The sequence below is a fragment of the Butyrivibrio sp. AC2005 genome (assembly GCF_000424145.1).
Classification (GTDB): Bacteria; Bacillota; Clostridia; order Lachnospirales; family Lachnospiraceae; genus Butyrivibrio.
The window spans coordinates 28,330-55,075 of record NZ_AUJI01000018.1; the positions used below are offsets into that span (position 1 = coordinate 28,330).

At 38.8% G+C, this 26,746-nt stretch carries 30 protein-coding genes; 3 read left to right on the top strand and 27 right to left on the bottom strand.

Going from position 1 to position 26,746, the window contains the following annotated elements; translation table 11 throughout:
* Positions 1 to 26 precede the first annotated feature (26 nt).
* The 16 genes from G602_RS0106000 to G602_RS0106075 all read right to left on the bottom strand — a co-directional run bounded on the left by G602_RS0106000 (position 27) and on the right by G602_RS0106075 (position 15,412).
* On the bottom strand, positions 27 to 2,510 hold the full coding sequence (locus tag G602_RS0106000; RefSeq protein ID WP_026658171.1) for an FtsK/SpoIIIE family DNA translocase: 2,484 nt from the start codon (positions 2,508 to 2,510) through the stop codon (positions 27 to 29).
* 32 nt (positions 2,511 to 2,542) lie between these two features.
* The gene (locus G602_RS0106005; RefSeq protein WP_026658172.1) at positions 2,543 to 4,420 is read right to left on the bottom strand and encodes a hypothetical protein; all 1,878 of its coding nucleotides are present in this window, start codon (positions 4,418 to 4,420) and stop codon (positions 2,543 to 2,545) included.
* Between the two features lie 205 nt (positions 4,421 to 4,625).
* The gene (locus tag G602_RS0106010; RefSeq protein WP_026658173.1) at positions 4,626 to 5,492 is read right to left on the bottom strand and encodes an ADP-ribosylglycohydrolase family protein; all 867 of its coding nucleotides are present in this window, start codon (positions 5,490 to 5,492) and stop codon (positions 4,626 to 4,628) included.
* Positions 5,493 to 5,659: 167 nt separating this feature from the next.
* Positions 5,660 to 5,881, bottom strand: coding sequence for a hypothetical protein (locus G602_RS0106015; RefSeq protein ID WP_026658175.1), 222 nt, complete (start codon positions 5,879 to 5,881; stop codon positions 5,660 to 5,662).
* Positions 5,882 to 5,973: 92 nt separating this feature from the next.
* Positions 5,974 to 6,570, bottom strand: coding sequence for a hypothetical protein (locus G602_RS0106020; protein WP_026658176.1), 597 nt, complete (start codon positions 6,568 to 6,570; stop codon positions 5,974 to 5,976).
* Positions 6,571 to 6,621: 51 nt separating this feature from the next.
* Complete coding sequence (locus G602_RS25435) at positions 6,622 to 7,911, bottom strand: RtcB family protein (protein ID WP_081675853.1); 1,290 nt, start codon at positions 7,909 to 7,911, stop codon at positions 6,622 to 6,624.
* 136 nt (positions 7,912 to 8,047) lie between these two features.
* Positions 8,048 to 9,910 (bottom strand): vWA domain-containing protein, encoded by a 1,863-nt coding sequence (locus tag G602_RS0106030; RefSeq protein ID WP_026658177.1) that lies wholly within the window; start codon positions 9,908 to 9,910, stop codon positions 8,048 to 8,050.
* On the bottom strand, positions 9,894 to 10,979 hold the full coding sequence (locus G602_RS0106035) for an AAA family ATPase (protein WP_026658178.1): 1,086 nt from the start codon (positions 10,977 to 10,979) through the stop codon (positions 9,894 to 9,896). Before G602_RS0106035 ends, G602_RS0106030 begins: the two co-directional genes overlap by 17 nt.
* Positions 10,976 to 11,605: a peptide chain release factor H gene (gene prfH / locus G602_RS0106040; RefSeq protein WP_026658179.1), complete on the bottom strand. Its 630-nt coding sequence runs from the start codon at positions 11,603 to 11,605 to the stop codon at positions 10,976 to 10,978. The genes G602_RS0106035 and prfH overlap by 4 nt, the downstream gene beginning before the upstream one ends.
* Positions 11,606 to 12,700: an RNA-splicing ligase RtcB gene (locus tag G602_RS0106045; RefSeq protein ID WP_044931280.1), complete on the bottom strand. Its 1,095-nt coding sequence runs from the start codon at positions 12,698 to 12,700 to the stop codon at positions 11,606 to 11,608.
* A gap of 351 nt (positions 12,701 to 13,051) precedes the next feature.
* Positions 13,052 to 13,345, bottom strand: a complete 294-nt coding sequence (locus G602_RS0106050; protein ID WP_026658182.1) for a hypothetical protein — start codon at positions 13,343 to 13,345, stop codon at positions 13,052 to 13,054.
* Positions 13,346 to 13,401: 56 nt separating this feature from the next.
* Complete coding sequence (locus tag G602_RS30155; protein ID WP_155829704.1) at positions 13,402 to 13,542, bottom strand: hypothetical protein; 141 nt, start codon at positions 13,540 to 13,542, stop codon at positions 13,402 to 13,404.
* A gap of 18 nt (positions 13,543 to 13,560) precedes the next feature.
* Entirely contained in the window at positions 13,561 to 13,731 is a 171-nt protein-coding gene (locus G602_RS30160) for a hypothetical protein (RefSeq protein WP_155829705.1), read from the bottom strand.
* A gap of 53 nt (positions 13,732 to 13,784) precedes the next feature.
* Positions 13,785 to 14,003: a hypothetical protein gene (locus G602_RS0106065; RefSeq protein ID WP_026658183.1), complete on the bottom strand. Its 219-nt coding sequence runs from the start codon at positions 14,001 to 14,003 to the stop codon at positions 13,785 to 13,787.
* Positions 14,004 to 14,032: 29 nt separating this feature from the next.
* The gene (locus G602_RS0106070; RefSeq protein ID WP_026658184.1) at positions 14,033 to 14,284 is read right to left on the bottom strand and encodes a hypothetical protein; all 252 of its coding nucleotides are present in this window, start codon (positions 14,282 to 14,284) and stop codon (positions 14,033 to 14,035) included.
* 267 nt (positions 14,285 to 14,551) lie between these two features.
* Positions 14,552 to 15,412: a DUF7192 family protein gene (locus tag G602_RS0106075; RefSeq protein WP_026658185.1), complete on the bottom strand. Its 861-nt coding sequence runs from the start codon at positions 15,410 to 15,412 to the stop codon at positions 14,552 to 14,554.
* Positions 15,413 to 15,449: 37 nt separating this feature from the next.
* Here G602_RS0106075 and G602_RS25440 point away from each other — a divergent pair, with 37 nt between their 5' ends.
* Positions 15,450 to 15,935 (top strand): WYL domain-containing protein, encoded by a 486-nt coding sequence (locus G602_RS25440; protein ID WP_049945082.1) that lies wholly within the window; start codon positions 15,450 to 15,452, stop codon positions 15,933 to 15,935.
* A gap of 342 nt (positions 15,936 to 16,277) precedes the next feature.
* On the opposite strand, the gene G602_RS0106085 is transcribed toward G602_RS25440, so the two are convergent.
* From G602_RS0106085 to G602_RS0106095, 3 genes are all read right to left on the bottom strand, one after another.
* Positions 16,278 to 16,739 (bottom strand): HD domain-containing protein, encoded by a 462-nt coding sequence (locus G602_RS0106085; protein WP_026658186.1) that lies wholly within the window; start codon positions 16,737 to 16,739, stop codon positions 16,278 to 16,280.
* Between the two features lie 47 nt (positions 16,740 to 16,786).
* Complete coding sequence (locus G602_RS30165; protein WP_155829706.1) at positions 16,787 to 16,936, bottom strand: hypothetical protein; 150 nt, start codon at positions 16,934 to 16,936, stop codon at positions 16,787 to 16,789.
* A gap of 308 nt (positions 16,937 to 17,244) precedes the next feature.
* Complete coding sequence (locus G602_RS0106095; RefSeq protein ID WP_026658187.1) at positions 17,245 to 17,529, bottom strand: hypothetical protein; 285 nt, start codon at positions 17,527 to 17,529, stop codon at positions 17,245 to 17,247.
* Between the two features lie 169 nt (positions 17,530 to 17,698).
* On the opposite strand from G602_RS0106095, the gene G602_RS25445 reads away from it, so the two are divergent.
* A complete protein-coding gene (locus tag G602_RS25445) occupies positions 17,699 to 18,046 on the top strand; it encodes a hypothetical protein (RefSeq protein ID WP_044931247.1) in 348 nt (115 codons plus the stop codon).
* Complete coding sequence (locus tag G602_RS0106105; RefSeq protein ID WP_026658191.1) at positions 18,043 to 18,234, top strand: hypothetical protein; 192 nt, start codon at positions 18,043 to 18,045, stop codon at positions 18,232 to 18,234. Before G602_RS25445 ends, G602_RS0106105 begins: the two co-directional genes overlap by 4 nt.
* A 51-nt stretch (positions 18,235 to 18,285) precedes the next feature.
* Here the strand turns inward: G602_RS0106105 and G602_RS0106110 are convergent, their stop codons facing one another.
* The 8 genes from G602_RS0106110 to G602_RS0106150 form a co-directional block, all read right to left on the bottom strand.
* Positions 18,286 to 18,555, bottom strand: coding sequence for a hypothetical protein (locus G602_RS0106110; protein WP_026658192.1), 270 nt, complete (start codon positions 18,553 to 18,555; stop codon positions 18,286 to 18,288).
* Between the two features lie 353 nt (positions 18,556 to 18,908).
* A complete protein-coding gene (locus G602_RS0106120; protein WP_026658193.1) occupies positions 18,909 to 19,592 on the bottom strand; it encodes a tetratricopeptide repeat protein in 684 nt (227 codons plus the stop codon).
* Positions 19,593 to 19,627: 35 nt separating this feature from the next.
* Positions 19,628 to 20,443 (bottom strand): ADP-ribosylglycohydrolase family protein, encoded by an 816-nt coding sequence (locus tag G602_RS25450; protein WP_044931250.1) that lies wholly within the window; start codon positions 20,441 to 20,443, stop codon positions 19,628 to 19,630.
* A 108-nt stretch (positions 20,444 to 20,551) separates the two neighbouring features.
* A complete protein-coding gene (locus G602_RS0106130; protein ID WP_026658194.1) occupies positions 20,552 to 21,538 on the bottom strand; it encodes a helix-turn-helix transcriptional regulator in 987 nt (328 codons plus the stop codon).
* Positions 21,539 to 21,568: 30 nt separating this feature from the next.
* Positions 21,569 to 22,360 (bottom strand): hypothetical protein, encoded by a 792-nt coding sequence (locus tag G602_RS0106135; protein ID WP_026658195.1) that lies wholly within the window; start codon positions 22,358 to 22,360, stop codon positions 21,569 to 21,571.
* Between the two features lie 67 nt (positions 22,361 to 22,427).
* Positions 22,428 to 23,279 (bottom strand): GIY-YIG nuclease family protein, encoded by an 852-nt coding sequence (locus tag G602_RS0106140; RefSeq protein ID WP_044931254.1) that lies wholly within the window; start codon positions 23,277 to 23,279, stop codon positions 22,428 to 22,430.
* Positions 23,280 to 23,297: 18 nt separating this feature from the next.
* Positions 23,298 to 24,359, bottom strand: coding sequence for a 5-methylcytosine-specific restriction endonuclease system specificity protein McrC (gene mcrC / locus G602_RS0106145; RefSeq protein ID WP_026658197.1), 1,062 nt, complete (start codon positions 24,357 to 24,359; stop codon positions 23,298 to 23,300).
* Positions 24,359 to 26,743, bottom strand: a complete 2,385-nt coding sequence (locus tag G602_RS0106150) for an AAA family ATPase (protein WP_026658198.1) — start codon at positions 26,741 to 26,743, stop codon at positions 24,359 to 24,361. The genes mcrC and G602_RS0106150 overlap by 1 nt, the downstream gene beginning before the upstream one ends.
* Between the last annotated feature and the right edge of the window lie 3 nt (positions 26,744 to 26,746).

The window sequence follows — 26,746 nt, forward strand, 5'->3', positions numbered from 1 at the left end:
GGCAACACCTCCATATCATGTAATCATTATTTATTGTGAGAATCTTTAAAATGATCAAATTCCTCCTTTGTTACGAGAATTCGTCTGGGTTTGGTACCTTCCTCAGGACTAACCACACCAGCATCACATAACTGATCCATAATCCGGGCAGCTCTGTTGAATCCTATCTTGAACTGTCTCTGCAGCATACCTATTGAAGCCTTCTCTTTTTCAATAATAGCTGCTCCTGCCTGAGCAAACAGAGGATCCACATCAGAACCGCTATCTGCTGCATCTCCTGCAGGAACATTAGCTGAAGCCTTAGAAGAAACCTCCATGCTGGAAATCTCCTCAGAAACATTACCGCCATAGTTAGTTGCAACGCCCTGATTCTTAACAAAATCAGTAACAGCCTGAACCTCATCATCCGAAACGAAGCATCCCTGAACTCTTGCGGGCTTGTTGTAGCCTCGAGGGAAGAAAAGCATATCACCTTTTCCTATAAGCTTCTCAGCACCATAACTGTCGAGGATTGTTCTGGAGTCAACACCACTTGAAACAGCAAAAGCTATACGGCTTGGAATATTGGCCTTGATAAGACCGGTAATAACGTCAACCGAAGGCCTCTGTGTTGCAATTATCAGGTAGATTCCTGCAGCTCTTGCAAGCTGTGTAAGTCTTACGATGGAATCCTCGACCTCGTTCTTAAACTGCATCATCAGGTCTGCAAGCTCATCGACTATGACTACGATCTCAGGCATCTTCTGCATGCTTTCATCATCTGAATGCTCGCACATAGTATTGTAGCCCTTGAGATCTCTCACCTTGACATTAGCGAACTTCTTATATCTGGTTGTCATCTCAGCAACCGCCCAGTTAAGCGCTGCAGCTGCCTTCTTAGGATCAGTAACAACAGGAATAAGAAGATGCGGTATTCCATTGTAAACAGAGAGCTCAACGATCTTAGGATCTATCATAATAAGGCGGACATCCTCAGGAGAAGCCTTATAGATAATGCTCATTATTATTGTATTTATACATACAGATTTACCTGAACCGGTGGCACCTGCAATAAGAAGGTGCGGCATCTTGGCAATATCTGTAACCACAAGCTTACCGGCAATATCCTTACCGATAGCAACTGAAAGCTTGGACTTTGACTTCTGGAACTCTTCACTCTCGATCAGATTCCTGAGAGCAACTGTAGAGTTTTCCTTGTTAGGAACCTCGATTCCCACAGCGGATTTACCGGGAATCGGAGCTTCTATTCTTATATCAGTCGCAGCCAGGTGCATCTTGATATCATCTGCCAGGTCAACAATCTTCCTGACCTTAACCCCGGCTTCGGGATGCAATTCATAACGGGTTACAGAAGGTCCCTGCGATATGTGTGTTATCTTAACGGTCACATTAAACATGGCCATGGTTTCTTCCAAAATCCTGGCTGTGTTTTTTAGATAACTCTCACTTTCGCCTCTTGCTTTTACTCCTTTGTGCAATAAATCTAATGATGGATATTCATAGTTATTGGTAGCTGTAGTAGTAATTGGGTTTCGTTTCCTGGTTGTATTTTTATTCATGTTTTTCTGGGGTTCTTCGGATCCAGACTCTTCACTAACTGCATTGATAGAATCTGATACATTATTCTGCTGAGAATAAAAAACAATTTCCCCGTCATCCTCTTCATTTATCTCTTTGTCTGAAATAGGGCATATCTCGTGTATATCATTATGAATTTCTCCATCAGGTATATAAGTAGTGATATCCGTAACGATGTTTGCATCGTAGTCCGTAGAAATATCATTGTGAGTATCCTTTACTGAATCTGAATCAGTATTATCAATTTTGAGAACCCGGGCATCACTTCTCTGCTCTATTAGAAACAGCCTTTTCTTTTCTACACGTTTTGCAATACTTATCATGCCAGCTTTTATTTTTTTCATAAAACAAATGATAGAATTCTTTGTAAAAATGCAAGTAGAAACAAAAATGAGCACTAAAATAACAATTAACGATCCTATCGTGGACAGATAGTGATATAAAAAATACAGTATTACTCCAGCTATGAAGCCTCCACCATTTTTGCCGTCCTTTGAAAGATTGTATATAACCATGCCATCAAAATACTTCATTCCTTCAATGCGACCCGTCATAAGTTCAAGCAGCATTGAAATGGAAAAAAGCATAACAATCAGCGATAATACCCTTTTATTTGTATATGATGTTTCACCTGTTGAAGTCAGCTTTATGGTTGAAAATCCAAATATGATAGGTACAAAATATGCAGGTAATCCAAAAAGCCCAAACATAGCATTACTGACAGCATTCCCTAATCTTCCACATAGTCCAAAAGTACTAAAAAACATAAAAGCAGAGAATGCTATCAGCAGAACAATAGTGATTTCCCTGTAATAATGCGCGGCCTCATTGTTTAACTTGCTCTTATGATTTGCCGATGCCGAAATGGCTGGCTTTCTGTTATTTGGATGCTTTTTATAATTTTTTGTTCCCCTGCTTTTCCCTTCAGTCATATCCCATACCTCCAAAACTTTTTCATATTTTTTTATTGTTTAAAAACTGTCTGATAACAATCTCTGTATTGTTCCTGGAAATACACATAATAAAATGCAAGTTTCCATGCTATTTCTGTGTGGATTAAGGCTTCTGCTCTATAAGGCAGATTCTCTGTCTGCCTTAGGATATGAACTATATGATCATTCAGACCATGACGCCTCAACCATTTTATGTTTGTGCGAATTTTGTCTTTTTGATAAAGGTATGCCCAAATAAGGGTATGATAATCGCAGCCAAGATCTTCACTGACATAATGCATAAGATCATCGATTGTATATATTGCTTCAGGATATCTTTTTCCTTGTAGGAACTGTGTTGTAACTATATTCTCTTCTTCCTGACCTTTCCTTGTATTCCTGGTTACTAAACAGGAATAAATGGTTACAAGATCTGAAAAGCTCATAGCTTTTACACTCTTTAAAATTTCTTTGGAATTATCTTTGCCAAAGACAGGTATCATTTCTGTATCCGCAGTCTGAAATACCTTCAAAACCTGCATATCATTTTTCTTTATAACACGTTGTCCTGTTCCTGTACGTCTTTGAAGAAGGAATAATAAAGAAAGCTCTTTTGATGGAATAATCTTTATAGATGGAACCTTTCTAAAATCATCTATGTGCATACCCTTTGGAACAAATAAAAATCTATCATGGTCATCTTTTTTTACTTCTCCTGAACAGAGATTTATAATTGTTTCGAGTACCACATCATCCTGGATTTCAGAGGTCAGGAGTCGCATAGAATTCACAATGCTCGGAGGATATTCATTATCAATACAGTAAAAATTACCTTCTTCTTTCCTCAGGGGGTCAATAGTTGAAATGCCCAGTATATATAGCACTATTGATGTAAAATCCGAACCGTCGGCAAAGATAATCCTTCCTTTTTGAAGCTCTCTAACGATTCTGTAGCACATGACTACATAACCAGCTTCATTTGTTTTTTCAATTATCGCCAGTTCCTGATTTAGTTTTTTTTGAGCTTCGCCCACCGTATCTGGAGAATATACCTTATCGATTTTTTTATAACACAGATTTCGCAGAATTTTGTTCTGCTCTAACCAAAAATTGAATGGGGAATAATATGTCCGGACATCATTAGGAGATGAAATATAAAACATATCCAGATTACTCTTTTCCCTATATACATGTCCATCGACTGTGTACTGTTCAAGAATCTTTCCTGCTGAATCTGTTTTGGTATAATATACACCACTTCCATGGATAGGGCCGTTAATGCAGGTCCATTGAATATTACTCTGGCACTTTCTATCTCTCATATGTATGTAAGCATTGGTATCACTTGGGAAGGCCTTCATTATAAATTCATAAAACCATCTGCATTCTGAATCGAAAATATCCTTGTTAGGTCTTTGTTTGTTTATTATCTCTTCACAATAGTAACTGCGAAAAGTATGTTTTTTACTCTCGTATTCTAGTTTGCAAATATAATCATAGAATGGTCTGGACTTTAAATAATGTAACCAATCCTGATCTTTCTCGCTTTCTAATTGAGTAAGTACCCTGTAAACAAGAGCATTTATATTCTGCACTCTTACGTAACCCAGCTTACAAATTCTATCGCGAATATCCAATCTGTTCATTTTATCCATTTCTTTGCAAAGATGCAGATTAGCCTGATCGCTTAAAGCAACCATTAGTGTAGCTATCTCGTCTTTGGATAAGCTTTGTATTATATAACGGTGTGCTCTTGCAGGTACTTTTTTTATAATGTGATCAAGGAGTTTTACCAACTCATAGCCCTGCGTATACATATCAAAATTCGGTAATGTACCCAAAATAAGCCTGCTTTTCAATAGCTTTTTTGATAGTGCCGTCAGATTGTGTATGTTTTTGTTTCTTCCCATTGTATTGGTTCTCCTGAGTCCTATCTTTGGTTTACGTGTATATAATTATTATAAAAATGAGATGGACCAAATAAGTCCATGGTATATTTGTTTTGATTATCTGCGATTTCATATTTACTGGTTCTATCTGCTTTGAGTTTGATGAACTTTGAAAAAACAGCTTCATATTGCACCTTCCTTTCTTGTGATACGACAATACTATTGTTTATGCCCACAATTCAAATGACTGACCAGCTAAATCACCGGCTTTCTTTGGCATAACAACGGAATTGTAGTAGACAAAATCGCTGTTTGTTATCAGATGATATCTAGATATATTATCCGCGGCACTATTCCTGATCTCCTCCGGAATAGGATAGATGGCTTCTGCAAGAGCTCCGGCCATGCATGCTATGGTGTCACTGTCGCCGCCAATTGATACTGCGTTTCTAACAACGTCCTCATAGGATGTACCTTCAAGAAATGCTATGATAGCTTCCGGTACTGATCTCTGGCATGATACATGGAATGTATATGTTGGACGTATTTCATCAATGGTTCTATCCAGATCATATCCAAAGGTTGAGGATATATACTGCTTTACCTCTTCTTTTGTTTTTCCGGTTCTTAAAAGATAGATACCTGCTGCAATAGCCTGTGCTCCCTTTATGCCTTCCGGATGATTATGTGAAGGTAACGCAGTAATCTTCGCAACCTTAAGTGTATCTTCAAGAGAATCGCAGAACCATCCAACCGGCGATACCCTCATAGCTGATCCGTTACCATAACTCTCATAAGGCTTTCTTTTAGGATCCTTTAGCCATTTCATGAATCTGCCGCCATAACCGACATCAGGATATTTTTTTCCATATAAAACCATGTACTTTTCACAGGCATCATATAGTTCTTTTTCACGTTCTGCACTGTCGATAGGAGTGCCTACAAAATCAAATAACGCCCTTGATATTGCTATAGTCATGATACTGTCATCTGTGGGTAGGCTATACCTTGTTAAGAAGAAAAATCTTTTGTCTTTTATATTTTCACTTTCATATAGGCTTCCCACCATATCACCAATAATTGCACCTATCATAATGCTCCTTTCACATTCAAACCATGTTACTTCTTGTTCCTTATATATTAATTATAAGAAATGACATGGACATATATTGCCCATAGTACTGAATTTATTCATATTCGAATAAATCCATCTGCCCTAAATACGGTTACAATTCCTGGCTGCGGAGTATTTTATGCCTATCAGTTGTTTTTCTGTCCCAGCGCGTTTGTTTTACGAATATCAAAAAATATGTCATCAAGCATTGTATTATTAACCACTTTTTTTAATGGAACTAATAACGGATCTACGAAACAGCTTTTTGTCTTTTTTACAAAAATAGTTTTCGCCTTTTTCAATTTTCTAAACTGAACTTTATCTTCTGAATTTTCAGGATTCTTTATTTCTATATAAAAACGTCTCATTGCAAACACCTCCTTGTAGGGGCCATTAGTTCTTTTTACAACTTAATGATAAAAAATGAGACGAACAAAATAAGTCCATCTCATAATAAGTATCAATTTTTTTGATCATGTTCGTTTTGAACCATAAATAATATGCTTTCTATTGGATCCTCAGCAGTTTTGGGTTCGGTTTTAGACACACCTTCATCTACATCAGTTCCGGCTTCCGGTTCTTCATCATCATTTTTAAATAGCTTTGCTACTTCATCTTCTACCGTGGAACACCCCATAGACACAGCGGCGATAGAATCAACATATTCTTTTACTGCACCAGGGACAATGTATACAAAACAATCAAGCATCTCTTCTGTAATCGTTGCATCCCCTTCAAGCGGCATAGTTAGCGTGTATCTAACCTCGTTATCAGAATCTAATTGCCATGTTCCGCGCCCCATATGGCAATTGATCTCAAAAAGTAATAACTTAACATCAGTAATGTTTCTCTTAATTCCTCCGATACTAGGATATCCTGTGATACTACAATCATCACCATCTTTATCAACTACAATATTACAGCTCAGGCTTTTAGCTACTGTCTCATCCAAACCAAAAACAAAATCAAACCTTAGCCGTTCCTCATCATACTCGTAACGAAAGTCTTCCTTTTTTAAAAAATTATCAATAGCTTCTACAATATCTTTTGCTACCATATCAATACCTCTTTTCTTATAAAACTGTACAAAAAGTGCTATTTTGCAGCATTATTCATCAAACAATAGCTCCGTTGAGGCAATTTCTTTTTTAAGTTGCTTTTCGGTTTTTCTAATAGTTGAGCTGTTGGCCTTAAAATTATATAAAGGCCGAATCACTTCGATTATTTCAGCTGTTGGTTCAATGTTGTTCACAATGTCATCCATACCCTTATATGCAAACGGACTCTCATCTAGCGTAGAATGGTTAACGCAGGTAGTAAAAATCCCGGCTTCCTTCATGGTATTTTCGAACTCTTCAACGGTAAATCTGTTAAAGGCTTCTGTTCTGGAAAAAAGTCTTCCGGCCCCATGGGGAGCTGAGCAGTTCCAATCATCATTACCCTTACCTACACATATGAGCGAACCATCCCTCATGTTAATAGGAATAAGAAGTTTTTCTCCGCTTTTAGCAGAAACTGCACCCTTACGGATGATATTGGATTCATGATCGATATAATTATGAACTGTAGAAAATTCTCCAATCGGATCAAGCCCATAATGCTCAATTATCTGCTTTGCAATCATGTGCCTGTTCTCATCAGCAAATTCTTGGCATATCTTCATATCGTAAAGATAGTTCTGACTATACTTTCCCGTAAGAAAACAGAGATCAACAGGAACATCCGGAGGTGTCTGTCTGAAATTCCTGTGAAGTTCCATGAGAACATCATGGATTTCAGATCTCCTACCTGCAGCTTTATACTCTTTCTTTATACGTCCTTCTTCATCCCAAAGGGCTTCTTTGCCGGTATGCAAGCCAATTGCCTGTTTCTGATAAATATCACACACCTGAATACCAAGCTGTCTGCTACCGGTATGGATTACAAGGTATTTATTCCCATCATCGTCAGCATCAATCTCAATAAAATGATTACCGCCACCAAGGGAGCCTATAGCACGCTCCATCTTCTTTGTATCTTCAAGTTCCCTGAAACATTTCATTTCCTGTATCTTGGGAAATCTCATAAGTCTTCCTTCATTGACTTCTCTGCCGGAAGGCACATATGTCCTGATAACTTCATCAAGTCTGGCATAATCTATATCCACTTTCCCCAGCTCAACTGTCAGCATGCCACAGCCAATATCTACGCCAACAATGTTTGGAATAATTCTATCTCCCAGATCTGCGGTGAATCCGATAACACAGCTTTTTCCGGCATGACAGTCAGGCATTATTCTTACTTTGGCATCACGAAAAGGCTCCTGGTCCAGTAGGATTCTAATTTGCTCTATGCAAGTATCTTCGCAATTATCTATGAGTACTTTTGCGGTATTATACTTTCCTGTTACTGTCCTCATATTATTTCTCCAGATCTAGTATCAATTAGTTTCCAACAATTTTTGAGTTTCCTTTATAAATGTATGTGAATCCTTATATATTAATTATAGAAAATGGCTTGGTCATAATTTGTCCATTAGTTTAAATACATAAAGATTACATATAAAAGACTTCTCCCCTTGGCTTAAAAGGCAATCTACAACCTGTTGGAAGAATGTAAGCATGCGCTCTCTTTACATCCAAATGCTCCTCAATCCATCCATCCGTGATAATGAGCACAGGTCCATCCTTAGGAAAGTCCTTAGCATTCTGCAGAAGATCAACTGCCGGTTGAAGCTTAGTTCCGCCTCTTCCAACTACTTTTACTTTCCCTGCAATGTCATCAGGTGTCATGTACCCTGCGTCATATGCATTTGCATCACAGAAGATAACCCTTGCTGCAGGAACATCCCTGGAAGCGGCATAGCTTGCTATTGCTCCAAGAGCTTTTCCTATTTCTGAAGGCTGCATAGAACCGGAAGTATCTATAATTACCCCAAAAGTCCTTGATGCATCCGCAGATTCTGTAACCACATATCTTGCCCTCGGAACATCCGGAGTACAGCTCTGTCTTCTGCTGGGATGCGCATAGCTTCTGTGCTTTTCAAGCGGTCTGATATGAGCATTGAACCATTCTGAAAGCTTTACATCCCAGGGAATAGGAGGAACAGCCAACGCTCTTATTTCCTCTACAAGTCCCGCAGGGATATAGCCTCTTCCTCTTCTTGCTGTTTCATATTCAAGTCCCTGAGAAAGAGCATTTCTATAGAACTCATCCAGTGAAACACCGCCTCCTGCAGTTCCAAATCCTCCGGGATTGCCTCTGCCCATGATGTCTCCACGGCCATTTCCTCTGAAAGTATTCAGTTTCTGGTACTTTTTCATATCGCGGATTATCTCATCATAGATCTCCTCTGCAGATTTATTCTTAAGTGCAGGATCATAGAGGACACCTTCAGGCATTACACCTATCTGCATCTCGAAAAGCCATCCATTTATCACGTAGTCAGTGGCTATATTCCAGATATATGGATCCCTTCCTGCAGAACGAATATGGTGGAGAAGTGCAGCGTGAAGGAACTCATGAGCCATGATAAATCTCCATTCATTCTCAGAAAGATTCTTTGATGTGTTTATATAGATGATTCCTTCATATGCATCCACCGCGGCTATGCTTATGTCATACCTTCTGCATTCTTCGATATCATCAACGATCTTGAAAGACGCAGCTATAGCGCCTAACAGCGGAAAAGCATTGATAAACCATCCCGCTATCTGTCTTCCGAAAGAATCATCATTCTCATGATCTGCTACATAGTTGATAGCTCCCGAAACTGACTTTGCAAGATAATAAGCAAAATCAGCTGCAAACTCGTTTTTCTCCTGCTCTCCCCATCTGTTTATCCCGTATTCAAGAGGTGCATCAAGGCCCACCATATCCATGGAATCCATTGCTCCGACACCATAGATATGATTGTCCTCATCCCAGTGTTCTCTAAGAAGATATTCGTAGATCTTGTTTTCATCTTCCATGATGCTGAAAGGAATATTTCCAACAGGAGACTGGTTAAGTGCTTCTCCAAGTTTTATGTCATGAAGGAACCGGTCCACGTATATATCGCAAGCAATATTCCATAACTTCTTATTGAATCTGGCTTTTTTTACCTTATTTCCGGAAGCATCTTCCTCTACATAACCAGGTACTTTATCAAGATCATAATGTCCAAAGCAGTTGTGAAGTATGCAATGCGCAATGGCATAAGCCCAGTGTTTTGGCGGAAGAGAAACGCTTTTATTAACTAAAACAGTGCCATCCGCCTTAGAGCATGCAGGTGTTTTTCTACCAAGCTCGTTTTTTCCTACAATCCGGAGATTATAGAGTACGAAGTGCCTAAACACATCGTTTCCCTCCACAATTTCTATTCCTTTGTTTAACTGAATTAAATTGAAATCTTCTTTTTCCTTATGCTGTTTTCCCATTCTTGTTCTTCTCCTGTGAAACGAGCCTTGGGAGATCCCTTACAATCTCAATCATGAACCACTCAGGAAGGATTTTTCCGTCATCATCAGATACCACCATCTGTGCGAGCTCGTAATTGATCTGTGCAAGTTCCTTTAAAAGAGACTTTGCCCTGTGAGCAAAATACTGTGTCTTCTTATCAATCTCAGATTTCTGCTGAGGAAGGTCGTGAAGGATCCTTGCTCTGAAAGACTGTGCAAGGAAGTAAAGAACATCCCTGTCCTCGGGCTTTTCAGGCCATCTTGCTTCACCCTTGATGATATCCTCAAGAAGATACTTGTTATCAAGCTGCTTTACAAATGCTGCAAACATTCCTGCATGGCTGGCTGAAATGCTGCCATATGCAAGCATCCTTATTGTCTCCATTGGGAGATCCTTCTCCCCGGCTCCGAATTCCTTAAGCGCATCGCTCAGCATATGCCATGATCTTGGTGTTGAAAAAGGCTCTTCTGTCTTGGGAGGCTCTGCGAAAAGATGGTCAGGTCTCTGACTGATATAATCGGTAACCCAAGAGTGAATCCCATTTCCATAAGCCCATGTAAGCCAGTTCTTTACGTCAGGCTTAAGCTGAACATGAAACATTCTGTTGATAAGTGCGCTGGACATAGTCTTAACAATAGCTGCATCCTGTGTCCTGTTTCCCGCACCGACCACGATACTTCCCTCCGGAAGATGATATTCTCCAATTCTTCTCTCATAGATGAGGCTGTAAAATGCCTTCTGAACCTCCTGTGAACAGGCATTGAGCTCATCAAGGAAAAGTACATAGGGTTCTTTTCTTGCGATCATCTTTGGAGGAAGAAACTCTGATGTCTCTCCCCTTATCTGAGGGATTCCGATGATATCCTCAGGAGCCAGCTGGCTTCCGAGAAGAGATACACACTCAAGCCCAACCTCCATTGCAAACTCTTCAACCAGCGCTGACTTTCCGATACCGGGTGCACCCCAGATAAATACGGGGCGTGCCGGTGCTAAATTAAGTAGTATTTCCAGTAATTCTTCCTGGTTTACTGTTATAGGTAAATTCATAAACTATCGTTCTCCTCTTCTTCCTTTACATAGGTAAGCTTGAAATTCTCACCTTCATATATACGTATAGGATTTCCGCGCACAATCTGCGCATGTTTGCTCCAGGCATCATTCTTCTGTCTGTCCTTATTTGTCATATTCATTTCTCTTAAAACAGCGGACAGCTTTTTCATGGCATCTTGCTTGTTTGCAAACTGTGAGCGCTCCCTTGTTGATGATGCTGTGATCCCTGTAGGCAGATGCGTGATTCTGACGCCGGTTTCAACCTTGTTAACGTTCTGTCCTCCGGGACCACCACTATGGAATTTTTCAATCCTTACCGTATCTGCCGTTAGCGTCTCGCTAATTCCCTCTGTTTCCGGTATGATACTGACATCTACAAACCAGTTTTTTCGTTTATGCCCCGGTCTGTACTTACTCTTGCAGATCCATTGCATTGTCCCTTCAAGCTCTGAAAGATCACGCTCTGACGAATAGATTATTGATGAAAAAGATCCATCCACTTCTCCTTTTACTGCAGTTATCATCTCTATATCCGGAAATTCCTTTTCCAGAGCCTTATATATTCCTCCGACAGCGGCCCTGCATTCTACAGGTCCCATGCCGGAGCTAATCTGTAATATCATTTATCTATTTCCCCCTTTGTAGTTATAAATAGGCTTTAGGATTTTGCTGATAGATACTGTGTCCTCTATAGCCTCTTTTATGTAGTCCACTCCCCTGTATGCAAAAGGTGCTTCATCCAATGTATCCTTGCTTATGCATGTAGAATAAATCCCTTTCATTGATGCCTTGAACTCAGATACGGTATGTGTGTTGTTAGTTACTTCTCTAGATGCAATCCTTCCTGAGCCATGTGGCGCTGAATTGTTCCATTCTGCATTACCCTTACCTTTTCCCAGGATCACGCCATCTTTCATATTGATGGGCATGATCACATCCTCATTTTCCTTGGCTGAGATAGCACCTTTTCTGAGCACCGGCTCTGTACCTGAGAAATCAACATAATTGTGTATGCAGGAAATCACTTCCTTTTCTTTCCATTTCATACCTTTTATGATCTCTGAAGCAATAACCCTGCGGTTTAGGTCAGCGTATTCCTGCACTATCTCAAGATCATGGAGATAGTCTTCCATTAAATCTCCGGTAAGATATGTCATCTCATGTGGAACATCTGTTATTCCCTGCTTTTTAAGGCTCTTCTGACCTGCAGAAATGTAGTATTCAGCTACTTCTTTTCCTAAGTGCCTACTACCGGAGTGGATTATCATATAGACTTCCTTGTTTTCATCCTGATCAAGCTCTATAAAATGATTACCACCGCCAAGTGTACCTATGCTTAAAAGAGCCTTATCACTACGGATGTGCTTGTAGCAGCGAAGCCACTCCAGGTCAAAATCAGCACTCCTATGCACAGTGCTTCTTATCTTAAATCCCACCGGCACGTTATCCCTGATAATTGTGTCCAACTTCTGAAAGTCACCACGGATCTTTCCAAGCTTTACAGCAAGCATTCCGCAGCCAATATCGATGCCCACAAGTGAAGGAAGAATCCGCTCTCCAACTGTCATGGTAAGTCCAATCGGCCCCACTTTCCCCGGATGAACGTCAGGCATAACCCTTATTACTGAACCTTCCGAAGCCTTGTTGTCACAGATCATCTGCACCTGAGCAAGGGCATACTGATCCACATTGGAGCCATCAAGCTCCTGGTTGCACATAATATGTGCTTCTGTATAAATTCCTTTTACTGGTATCAAAATAAAACCTCCTCAGAAGTGCCTTTGCGTATTTTTTGCACGCAAAATACACCTCCAGAATCCTCAGAGGCTTATATCTGTCCTACTATGTCATTAATCCATGAATAAACTGATTGAATAATCAGGAAAATAGACGGCGGACAATCATGCCTCTGTCATTAATAAAGTTAATAGTTTCAAAAGTCGTCATGTGTTTCATGATCGTCCTCCTTTCTACTCATTACGAGCAACTTGAATATCATTGTTACAATTAGCAGTATATCATATCAACTGGACAAATAAAGTCCATCTGATAAATATTCTTATACTTTTTCAAAAAATTATCGGGTCATTGAATACTTTATTACTCATCCATTCTTCCATGATTATTGAAAACATCTTCTTTTCAAAACCAGCATTTTGCTTGCAATATTTTTTGAATTCATCAGTAATTAACCCATTAAAAAACGCTGAAAACTCTTTTTGTTCCTCTTCAACCGCCCAATTCGGAAATACCTTATATGGTCTTTTGCTTCCTCCTAATTGACCTATCATAGAATTAAATCTGAATGCTGCCCATCCATCACTCGCTCTCCAAGGGACAATCCATATGTTAAATAATGCCATATCTTTATAATTTATTTTCTTTTGCTCAATCCTCTTCTCATAGTATATATCCTTCTCTATTGCTTTTTTCGTAAATACTCGTCATCAGGATCAATAGTTTCAAGGTATTTTATTGTGGATTCTTTACCCTTTGTGAAACCTGTCAGCCACAAAGAATTTAATCCAAAGGTAATTGCTGAAACCTTGATGCATACCATTTCACCTTCAAATAAATCCTAAATTTTTCCTGTAAATGCAGCCTCATTAAGTTTTATGCGCCAATGGCGACGGCGATAAAATTTTAACTCATACATGCACTCATTCAATTTTTTTAGTTTTTCAGTATCAGGTATCTTAGAAGCATGTTTTACAATAAGACGCATCTTTTCTTTTTTATTCAGTGGCATTTGTTGTTCCTCCATGTACAACATACTTTATCCTTCATTATCAGTAAGTATATTTATAAATTGTCTATATCGACCGTTCCATATTTTGATGTAAACCAATTTCTAAAATGGTCCGGACTTTTAAATGCATTCTTACCAGCTTCCTTTTTATATTCTTTCCCTATGAGGGATATTCCTCTTGAAGCTGCTTTAAATGCCTTATTAAACTCTTTGCGTGAAGGACTGACTACGCTACTACAATTTTTCTGAAATATGGTATTAAAAAACTTCATAATCTTCGTGCTCCTTCCTGGATTCCCAATTATATGAAATGAAATTCGAAATCATCATCGTTCAGATCAAGATCCATTACAGTAAACCCGTACTCTTCTTCTTTTTCATGTGGCTTTTCTTCTTTAGTTATGTGTTCAGCCTCAGTTAAAGAAGCTTTTGCCTTGTTCTTCTTACCTTTCCTATGAAATATGATATATATAAGCAAAAGCAATTCTGCAGCAATCATCATAGAAATAATAAACATGACTATTTCAAAGTTCTGAATCATAAACGCTATCATCAAAGACCTCCTCCGATAATGTTGTAATGTTCTCATCAGTACTGCACTGTTTATAATATGGACAGTTCCCACAAAATGATCTGCATCCTCTATTGTTGTTAATAATGCAGTTTTTAATCCAAAATATCAGTCTCTCCATAGTGTCTACCTACCTTTCATAACTTCTGGCAATTAGTTCTCCCCCACTACTTAAGCCATCTATTCTGTTTATATTTCTATGGTAACAAACACTATGGACAGAAAATGTCCTTCCCTAATAATCCGTATTTATGCAACTTTATCTATCCCTAATACACTTTTTAAATATTCTTCCCCTCCATGCTTAAGCTCTGCATAGGTTATGTAAACAGATGATGGTCCAAAAATCTTTTTGATAATGCTTTCTGAAGCTGCCCTTCCTAGCGTACCTTGCAATGTAGTACCATATCCATCTCTGTATATTCCCTTTGGAAATTTTGAATACCAATCAAAGCAAATAACTCTCGTGAATGCCGTATGGCATAAGGGAAATGATACTCTTCTCAGATCTAGTGGACTGTTACTGTTCTTGGTTTTTATAAAGAGCAGATCTGCACTGGCCTGACCTGCAAAAGCTTCGCATATATAAAGGTTGATCTTATGGCCACACATTTCTAAATTATTAATCATCCTTATCAGCAAAATTCCATAACGTATCAACTCCTGAATCATAGTAGATTCAACACAGGTAGTATCTATAAATATATTAAAAACCCGGGCTTCTATTTTTTCAGTCTTTCTGATAAGCATATTATTGGGGACTCCATATAGAGCCAAAGGAACTATAGGCTGATATCCCACCACGGAGTTCATAATAACTTCACTCCTATTAGTTCCATTGATTTTTCTACCGTTCTTTATTCGGATTTCTTCATATATTTTCTTTACAGCCGGTGTAAATCCTTCAGCTAGCAATCCTAGCGCCTGATCATATGTTTTTACACCACACCACAGCGCATCTAATTTATCCTCTCGAACATTATGAAAACGACGATCCGTGATTTTTCTCCTTTTCAAATCATCTAGCATCTCCAAACAGGAATCATATATTTCAGCATTAACACTGTAACGGCCAGTTTCCAAATCCATTTTCTTTATAGTGCTAATCATGTTATTCCCTCCGAGAATCAGCCAGGACTTTTAAGGCATGGCTAATATTTCCAAAGGAACCATAAAATATGTAGTTGAACCATATGAGGTAGCTGCTTCTAAGCAAGAGCAAAATAATTATCTACTTTGCAGTGACTGTGATACAGGTAAAGTTCGCTCATTTAGAATATCGCGTATGAAAAATGTATTTTTGCTAGCTGAGAAATTTGCCCCCCAAGACGATATAATGAAAAAAATACATGTTGCTGTAAAGAAAGGTCCACAGTTTTCGTTTGACTCAATTGAAAAATCTTGCGTAATATTGTCAGACGAAGGAAAAAGAAAATATAAGATGATATACACAAATCGCCCAATTGTTGAGAAAGTAGATGGGGATAAATATTATTTTGAATGGCCACTTGTTCAATTAGAAGAATACTTTAAAAGATTTGGAAAAGATGCCGTTATCATATTTCCACAGATTGCTAAGAATAATCTTAGAAGCTTCTACGAACAAGCGTCAAATGTGTATGCTGATAATTAATAAATTTTGAATGTGTGATTTGAGGCTGTGTTACTACCAATAGTTATGATTTTACTTTTGATTAATCTATGTCTTGTATACAAGTCAGTAGCCAGTATAAGTATACTATACTTAATAAGGATAGTTCCTCTTATCATCATAGCCAATTTAGCATGCTATATTCTGAAAGTTGCTGCAAATCGGCGACAGTTGAATATTTCTATTATTATTATTCATTCCAACTACTTTACGTGCATATCTATTATTGGTGGCATACTTGTTGGAATAATATCCTATTTCATTTAACATTCCATGCGAGGTATCCCATCCCTTGTATATACATCTATATATTCCATGAAATGATCACAGCCCCAATTCTTTGCAGAGAGCGTCATATCTCTTCTGCTCTTTTTCTTTTACAGGCTTCGATGAATCTTTAAAACAGTGGTCAATAACATCTGCATCCTTTAGAAGTTCATCCATTGGAGAATCTGTCACGAGTTTATCATCGTGATGGTATATGGCAGAGCAAATGATATCTGTTTCTTCTTTTGAAGTGATGCCAAGTTCTTCAAGAATCTTTCTTGCCAGATCTGCTCCGAGATGGGCGTGGTCATCATATGAACCACTCTTATATGCATGAAGATCGTGAAGCATTCCTGACATGGCAGCCAGTTCCTCATTAAGTCCGCGCTTTTTTGCGAGAATTGTTGCCGCAAGTGATACGCCGTAAAGATGAGCTGTTGCGCTAGTCCTTTTGTCTAAGTCAGTAATGTTAGCAAGTTCCTTGTCGATATATGTCCTCAAATCTTTTAATCTACTCATGTGTACCTCCGGATGCTATGAATTATTTTTCTAATAAATTGGTATTATTACATTTCATCTTCTGTTTCACAGGGGCGGTCTATGATAAAATCCCTTGCATCAAGCTCCTCTTCTTCTCCAAAAAGATTGAGTTGCTTAGCTCCCTGTATCATTTTGTTATACTCATTCTGCTCTTTTTCAGATAGTTCTCTTGCCACAGATAAATCTCCTGCCGGTTAAGTGTTGCAAAGTGCTCTTTTATTATATTCCCTTATTCATTAATAGGCGAGACCAGACAATGCTGAGCTCTGGAACGTCTCAGCACCACCTGGCCTCTGTTGTTTTCTTATGTGTAGGTAAAGGTGTTCCTTTCCCTGTAACATTATTTTAAGATGTCCTAAGCTCGGATTTATATCAGCAAAAGTACCAAAAACAGCTGTTACTGAAAGATAGATCCAAACTGAGTTTCAAATTGAAGCAGTTGAATGAACAACTTATCCTGAGAGCGTATTTAATCATACTTCACTTAACGATCTAATTCTTCACTTTCAGCAAGGAGATCATTAACTATATCCTGCATTTCACTGTCTATACGTTCAATCATCCCTGCGGCAGCTTCAACCGCGTATCTTCCCGTGTCAGATCCTGATTCTTCGATTCCGGATGCGATCATCATCAGATTACACTTTACACATGAAAGATTGCTTATAAGATCATCCAGCTTTTCGATTTTCACTGTCTGTTCCTTTGTCATTTTCTGGTTCCTCTCCTTTTCTGATAAATTCTCTGTTGTTGTGTTACTTTTGTTCATATTTCTGGTCCTCCTTATATTTTTAGGAGAAAAGGATAACGCTATTTAAGGAAAATTACACGGATCACAAAAATTTAAGAAAGTGTTCTATTGCAAGAAGATCATTTCAGGGTTATTATTAAAGAACATTAGTTCGAAAACATACATTCGCTATTATGAGGAATTGCTTATGGAAAAGAATTATACGATTTATGCTGTGGATTTTGATAATACGCTCTGCTACTCAGTATGGCCTGAGCTAGGAGATCCCAATATTTTACTAATTGAATATTTGTTGAAAGAAAAAGCCGCTGGAAACAAGCTGATTCTCTGGACATGCAGAGCAGGGAAGCCCCTATCAGATGCCATTAAATGGTGCCGGGATTATGGGCTTACTTTTGATGCGATAAATGACAATTTGCCTGAAGTTGTAGAGTTTTACGGCAACAATAGCCGGAAGATCACCTGCGATATTTATATTGATGATAGAAACGCCTTTATGGATTCAGACGGCAAGCTTCAGGGAGTTGCTATATGAGAGCTTCAATGAGAAGGATAATAGACGAGGTTGATGTGATCTGCCAGCACAAGGCGGACGGCAGCATCATTCCCATGCGTATACGATTTATGAATGAGGACGGACAATACGAGACATACACTGTAAGAGGCTTTCGCGAAGTCGAGAAAAAAGGCACTCATACGACAGAAGATAGAGTCCTTCAATGAAAAAAGCCATCGCCAGAGTCTAGAATTGGCGACAGCTTTCAGCAATAATGCTTATTCTTCTGTTGTAGCGGTTTCACTGTTTAGATTAGAAAAGTCCGATTCGATATACTCCAAGTATTCGCTGAGCTCCCTTAGCTCTCGTTCCATTATCTCTGCGGTGAACATTACTGCGTTACTGGCTTGGTCGTTTTCACTTAGTGCAATACCATCTGATAACAGCTGCAGATTGTTACTGAGACACATAAGAGTATGCATCTTCTTCGATACTTCCTGAAAAATTGTTTTATAATCGGCATTCTTCATGCCTGTATTATTGTGCATTTATAGTTGCCTCCTAAGAACTTCTTCATCAAAAGATAAGAATATCGTTTGACTCCCCGGCAACTGTTTTCATTCCCCAATGAGATCCCATGAGAAAAATATAGCGAAACCACTGTCTAATAAAAATGACAGACGATATTGTATAATGAGCATTTATAATCATAGCTGATAAGTCTTCCGCAGGAATCATTTTTATTCTTCATCCACATAGCTAGCGTAAAGTTTAGAAAAGATGCCATTCTACCAGAATCATCTATGATATGATAATGATTGTGGCAAAATATTCTTACTAAGAAGGAGATACAATTCACATATTACCTTTCTGCTGCATTCATTTTTGACCCTCATTACTTCTAATACCTCCCAAGAGAGTCTTTGATTTGTTCATCTGACATCCCTTCTGTATGTTTCTTTGTCACTTTCTTCAAATTCTCCACATATACTTTATAATCTGGATCGTTGACTGATTCATAGATACTTGCAAGTCTGGCACAAGCCTTCCAGTAATAGTCACTGCCTGTATTACCATATTTTCTGATGATCTTCTTATAACTCTTCTTTGCTTTATTCCAGTCTTTTGCTACACCAAGGCCAAAGTAATACATCTCCCCCATGAAGTAATACCCTGAGTCCGAACGTAATACGCCATTATTAAGCTCAGAAGATCTATCTAGCAGTTCATAAGCTTTCTCATAGTTTAGGGGAGCATCTTCACCTTTGATATATATTTCTGCAATGATCTCATATCCAAATGTTTCACCACAATTCGCAGCCAGCTCGTAATAATCGATTGCCTTATCTACATCTTTTTTAACGCTTATACCCTGTAAAAAAATATCACCGAGGAAGATGAAACCTTCCGGTTTGCCTTCTCTGGCAAGAACTTCAATATATTCATTTCTTTTCTCAATTATTACAGGATTATCATCCCACTCTTCAGAACTCAGTGTTTCCACAACAAAATTCTGCATAGCACTTATATCCCCTGCATCTGCAGCCGCAATAAGACTTTCAATACATTTACATTCATAACTCATCTGGTAATCTCCTATCACTTAATCTCACAGTTCTCTCATATATTTACGCGTCCAAGCCTACTATAGATTTGATGCAGTATATCCAAAAACTCATCCGGTAAGCGAGCTTCACATTCTTTTTTAAATGCTTCGGATACATCATAATATGCTTCTGCGAGACTCCCTGTAATGCATGTCAGTGTATCGCAGTCCCCACCTAGTGAAACGGCATTCCTGATACAATCTTCAAAATCGGTCCCTTCAAAAAATGCTGTCATAGCCTCCGGGACTGTTTCCTGGCAGCTTTCAACATGATGATAAGTCGGTCTGATCTCGTCACAGGTCTTGGAAAAATCATAGCCAAATTCCTTAGTGATCAGGCTCTTTACATCCTCTTTACTCATCCCATTCCGTAACATATATATCGCAGTAGCAACGGATTCAGCGCCTTTAATCCCCTCAGGATGGTTATGTGATATTTCTGCAGTCCATCTTGCAACCTCACGAGTACGTTCTACTGAGTCAAAGAACCATCCAACTGAAGAAACCCTCATAGCTGCACCATTTCCCCAACTACCATAAGGCTGTGGGTTTTCTGTCCTTAACCAGATTGCAAATTTTCCGCCATACTCACCCTGAGCATACCTGCTACCTATATCCTGCATGCAGGAAATAAGCGCTCTCTTCATTGTCAATTCATCAGCATATTCCCCTGCACATATAATTGCTTTAGCTACAGCAAGCGTCATGGCTGTATCATCGGTGTATCTGATCCATTTCCTTTTATCAAACAACTCAAAATTCTTAGTTTTATCTCCACGGTCAAATTCATAAGGGGCTCCGATCATATCTCCTAAAATTGCTCCGTACATATATGCATTCTCTCCTTACTAATAATTCCATTAAAAAACATCGCTTTCTGATACCGTTACAATACCAAAAGCGATGTTCATTATTTTGTACATTTTAAGGAATATATATCAGTCACTATATCTCCTCATCATATCCTGCATATCTGCAATAATCTGATTCCTTAGCGATTCTGGCTCTAATATTTCAACCGATGGCCCATATTGTAATGCCCAATACCGCATTGCAGCTTCATTGCAAGAAACTCTGAGAATGAGCTTTTTATCTGTTTCTTCAACAACTTTCAATCCTTTTCCAAACCAGTCGGATATTTCAGGATACATGTCCGGAGTGGTCTCCATTTTTACATTTACGCTTTCACCACTAAACATGTATATATGCTCCGCCATATGCTTGGGAAGATTAAGCCCATGTTCTAAGCCCTTAACACTTTTCATGGGCTTTACATTAGAATCAAGCTCCTTCACATCTGACATCTTATCAATCCTGTAATGTGATACGTTATCATATTTATCATAATTTCCGATCAGATAGAACCGACCATTTGTTGCAACAATCTGATATGGATTTACTATATATGCTTCTTGTTTCCTAGGATGGAGTTTTAGATCCGTCCCAATATCATTATAAACAAAGCTAACCTTATGCTTCGCTGCAATGGCATCATTTAGTGTGCCAAGGCCATACATAGCCTGCTTATTTATTGTACGATCCAATTCTGGTAGATTGCTGATATGTGAGACTTTGGCATTAAAATATTTACTGCCCAGGGTCTGAAGCTTATTTACCAGATTCTTAGCCTGCCTGGTGGATATGGATTTTGAAAACAGGACACTATCAATCAGTATCCTGAGCTCAGCATCATCAAATTCCCTCGACAAAAGCCGATAGCCATCATCCATATCAATATCATATCCGAGCTCTTTTAATGCCAGAACATTTGCCTTGACTGATCGTCTGTCACATGGCATTCCGTAATGAGCTTCAAGTAACCGCAAAATCTCCTGCTGAGTAAGCGAATGGTTTTCATCTGAATATTTTCGCAGGATTTCCAATATGAGCATGTTTAGCATTTTCTTGCTGCCAGTTCCATACATTACTTATACCTCTCTAAGGTGCAATATAAATCATCTGTTCAGCATCATATCAATAAACTCTTTCTTATGACTGATAATTGGTGGTACGGGATCCTCCATATAAAACTTACCGGAACATATCAGCCAGAAGATCTTATCAACCTTATATGGTGTAACAGTTTTATCTCCATCCTCATAGACGTAATTAGCCATTCTTACAATCGCTTCAAAAGTTGATATCTGTTCGTGTTCTGATAAGCCAAAACTACTGAATACGTCCATTAAATGAACGTCCGGCTTTGGATATCTTGTAAACCCCAGTTCCTTAAGAAGGTCACAGGCAAGTGCAAATCCAATCCCATTGATCTTATGCGATATCAACAGCGGAAGCGCCATGCTCGTATGTACGTTATATCCAAACAGATTAACAAATTTCTCGAAATCATCAGGATTCTTAAACTCCATCAAAAATTTAGCTGAATCAACTATTGCATGGCTCCATTTACTCCAGCTGTTGTTTTTGTTATCAGCGCTTTTGACACCAAAAGCATCCCTGAAAGTCTGACATAGCTCTTTAGGATTCATTGCGCTGACTCTCACATGGTCAAACCCATGCAAAATCTTACCCACCTCTTCTTTTCGCTTTTTAAATGCAATAACATTCGGCATGCTCTGATAATTCTGGGCAGAATGAATGAATCGGACAAAAATATCATCCAATGTCTTGTAGTCTTTATTATCGCCAATATAATACTTTTCCAGATCAACGCCGGCTGGAGTGATTGTCAGAAGATATTCCTCAGCTTTCTTGTAAACATCGATATACTCTTTGCTTTCAGCCATATCATTACCCTTCTTTATCTTCAGAAAAAATAATTCTCCTACTTAAAAAATCACAAATTTTGATATATCAGTTTGCATTCATACCGTTAGGCTCATAGCTTCTCATTTTCTGCTTATACCGCGTTTCTGCTTTAATTACTTCATCTGCAGATAATGTCTTTGGAAGTATCTGTAATATAGAAAACTGGAACTTATGATATCGGTCAGGATAATTACAAATTAGCTCTTTCATGAGCTTGTTATTACCATGGGTGGTTCTAACATAGCACTCCCACCTGCCAAGAAGACCCCCTTCATCGCCATAAGCTGAGCCTACGTATTGTTTGCCGGTTTCAGTATCAACAATAAGGTAAATAGCATATACAGAAGACAATGCTGTATGCCACTCTTCATATGTTACTCCATCTTCAATAATCTCTTTGAGCTCATCATAAGTAACTATGAGATCTTCAAATCCGGAAAACACCTTCTTTTTGTCAGCCTGAATGCTTATTATTTCTTTCTCTGTTGTTCCTTTTTGATGCCACATCCTTGCTGAATTTCCCCACTCGATCGTAAGTCTATCTTCATATGCAGCAAGGCTATCTATGTGTTCAAGATCATATATTGCATTTTCGCCATTATAATATGAGGCCTCAAGTTTAGGTAATCCTTCTGGCCTATTGGATTTGTCATCAGGAATAAAACCATTGACTTTATAAATAGCGTAAAACTTAGCTTTTGTCCCCTTACCGCTTATGAACACTGCCCAGTACTCATATCCTTTGCTGAAACCATTTTTCTGATGACAAGTGTACTCATAGACTTTTTGACAGTCATAGCACTCTTTAAAGTTTTTGTCCGTTAATGAATGACGTATTAGCTTGGTTTTAGCGGGATCGATTTTTTCCTTGATTAATATATCTGTAAATGTCAACATTATAGGCTCTCCATATTATCAAATGGATACTGCTTCCCTTGGGAAGTAGTCACTTACAATTTTTTCAAGCTGTCCAGAAATATCGCTGAATGGCAGATTCAGATCAAGCGAATCCACTGCAATACTATTACCGCCCATACTGAATCTGTTCTTGGGTTGGAATTCCTCATCCGTTTTTGCATACAGGAGCATTCCTGAGACCATGCCGGTATTCTCCTTATCAAGATTCTTTACATAAGTAAAAATCTGATACAGGTTAGCATTTCTGAATGACTGAACATTGTAATTATCCTGCATTTGTTTTCTATAATACTTCGCATCCACTATAAGAGTAAGGTCGCCCTTTTTTAGAGTAATATCGGATATCATGCTCGGCAGCCACATGTCATTATCGTCATCAAGGTTCCATTTGATCTGATCAGGGTTAGCGTGGAGTTCCGGATGGTGATACCTGTAATACTCCAATATGAATTTTTCATATAAATGGCTCATACGCTGATCATCGAGAAAAGCTGCCATTTTTACATTGCCCTTTTCAGTAGATAAAAGTAACCCTTCAAGTACCAGTCTGCTGACATTAAGAAGCATGCGGTAACTTTGGTTGTTCCTCTGATATCTTATCCTGTCCCATCTGATAAGTTCCGGGGCAATGTACGCGACATCATCAAAAAACAACAGATTCTTCTTTAATAAAGCCCTGTTCTCTTTCTTTACAGTTCTCTGCCTTATGAGCAAGGTCATGGTAGTCTTCAGAATCTGGTTCATGAGATTGTTCACGGATAATTCGTCAAATTCACAGGTAAGGACCCTTTTTTTCTGCATTTTGTTCTTGAAGGTCTCATTAAGGTCGAGTTTTCCGCGCATTGTGGTAAGAGTATCATTCTTAAGAATATACTCCCTATACAGTCCATGCTTTAACTGCTGTGCAACTCCTTTTCCCAGTATTGCTGCAAACATATCGTGTATATTTACAAAGTCCTCCGCTGCTATGTCATCATAATTCGACTGTCTGAGGATCTGGAACGCGTATGTGAGCATGTAGTATATGTTTTTTATAAGAATTCCTTTGTCCTTAGTCATTATGAATTAAATACTCCCTGCAGTCTGCTTCTCCAAAGCCTTATCTTGTCAGGTTCATCAAACCAGTATTCTTCAAGCATAGGAATAATGTCATACTCAACGACCGAATTCATCCAGCCGTCCAGCTCATCCACATCAGTTTTTTTCTGACCGCAGAAATAGCTGTGTCCAATACAGAAGCCCTTTCCTAGCGATGGATCTTCAGTGATTGCTTTATTAAGGCTGATTACCACGTCAATCAGTGCATACAATGTGTCATCATTAAGCTCTGCTAGATATTTTCTGAAACCTTCTGTTTCAAAGCCGGGTTCCACTGAATAAAAGCTGAATCTCCTGCGAAGGGCATAGTCGATCATGGCAAGACTCCTGTCAGCCGTATTCATCATTCCTATTATGTAGAGATTCTTTGGAACAGAGAACGATAAGCCATTATAAGCAAGCGTAGCCTTTGTTCCCCGGTAATCCTTCTCTATGAGCATAAGCAGTTCACCGAAGATCTTACTCATATTTCCGCGGTTAATCTCATCTATTATGAAGAAATAAGGTACATCCGGATTATTGGCAGCTTTTTGGCAGAATCTATAGAATATGCCATTCTTTAGCTCAAAGCCCTCACCATCTGGTTTATATCCCATGATAAAGTCCTCATAGGAATAATTCTGATGGAACTGCACGAATTCTATCCTGTTTTCATCCATTACACCCATTATGGAATAAGCGAGCCTTTTGGCTGCGAAAGTCTTTCCCACACCCGGAGCACCCTGCAGGATTATGTTCTGCTTATTAAGAAGAAGTGCCTTTAGGCTCTCATATCTTTCTTCACTTATATAAACCTCACTGATAAAGTCTTCTTTTGTGTATTTTCTAAGGCTTTCCTCATTTTCCGGAAGAGGATTTTCATCACGGATCATGTCCATGATCAGATCATACTCACCCTTGGTTAGCTTAAAGAGGCTTCCCTGGGGGCTTTGGAAATACTCCATCTTTTCCAGCTCAGGAATATCATGAAGAATCTGATAATCTATTGGCGTACCAAGGCCTTCTGTCTTTTCAAAGTAGAGCTGTTCTCCATCATTGGCGCGAGATACTTTTGCAAGTGAAACAACCTTTTTTACAGGAGTCGATTCATAGCCAATAACCAGATCCCCTTCCTTGGCATCTAGGAAATTCTGAAATACCCTGCGTTTATTACCATTATCGTTATATAGGGAGTAGCCCTGCTCTTCCCCTACTGCAAGGTCGCTAAAACTCCAGATTTTGGGATTTGCATTCAGCCACCAGTAATTAACTTCTTCTTCATCTGAATCTGCATATAGTCTTACTTCTGATAAGTCTATCTTATCAAGTGCCTGATCAAGTTCATCTCTGAGTTTCCATATAAAAGCACCTTCATCATCGCTACTTGCATCTTTTCCTATAAACAATACAGGCCAGCGACCTATCTCGGGGTTATAATTCTTGACATAATCTGTCTTATCAATAAGCCTTTTTGCAAAGGAAGTAGCATTGATATTATAGAAATTGGGAGTCTCTCCGTATTTGGTAGAAAGCTGCGTACATGTCGCCTGTCCGCCATAATCCTTCATCCTTGCAAGCATTTCCAGCGTAGATTCATAGGCAAGTGTCTTATCCCCCAGTATTTTGATCCACTCATCCATGCTTATACCAGGATTGTAGTCTGCGGCATGCCAAATATCCTGGTCTGGTTTATCTGCCAAATGGATGGCAATAAAAAACGAGAAATCCTGAGCAAGCGTTCTCAAACTCTCAGGATGATAGCAGTTATCATCAAGACTGTTTTCGTACATTGTCACAAGTTCATTATCACTTTGCAATGCAGACATCAGCTCATTTATAAGCTGTGTATTTCCAACTATATTTTGAGTTGTATGTCCCATTTTGGGCACAAAATCACTCTCAAGGTACTGAACTGTCTTTTTGCATACAGAATATTTGAAAATATCATGTTTATCCGGATACATTAGCCATAAGTAGACAGAAATGGCCATTGGTCTCTGGAAATGCTGTTTACCTGGGGACAGTTCTTCACAAAGTGCATCTGCCTCGCTCTGGAATTTGACAATGCGCTCACCAGTATCTTTTGTTTCATCAAAGAGATCCAGGAACATCCCCCGTATGACCTCAGGTTTCTTTTCGGCGTAGCCTTTTATCATGCCCCGGGGAAAGTTTCTTGCTGAAGTAAGCAGATTAATGGTTTTTTCGGTTGCATTCCAGAACATCTCCGAGAAATTATCTGCATTGATGTCCCAGTGCTCCTGGAACCACTTGATAGCTTCCCATTTATACTTTTCCTCTGGCCATCTTGTAGAAAAGCTCTGCTTATATGCTTCTAGTGCTTTTGATAACAGTTCTTTATTGATCATAAA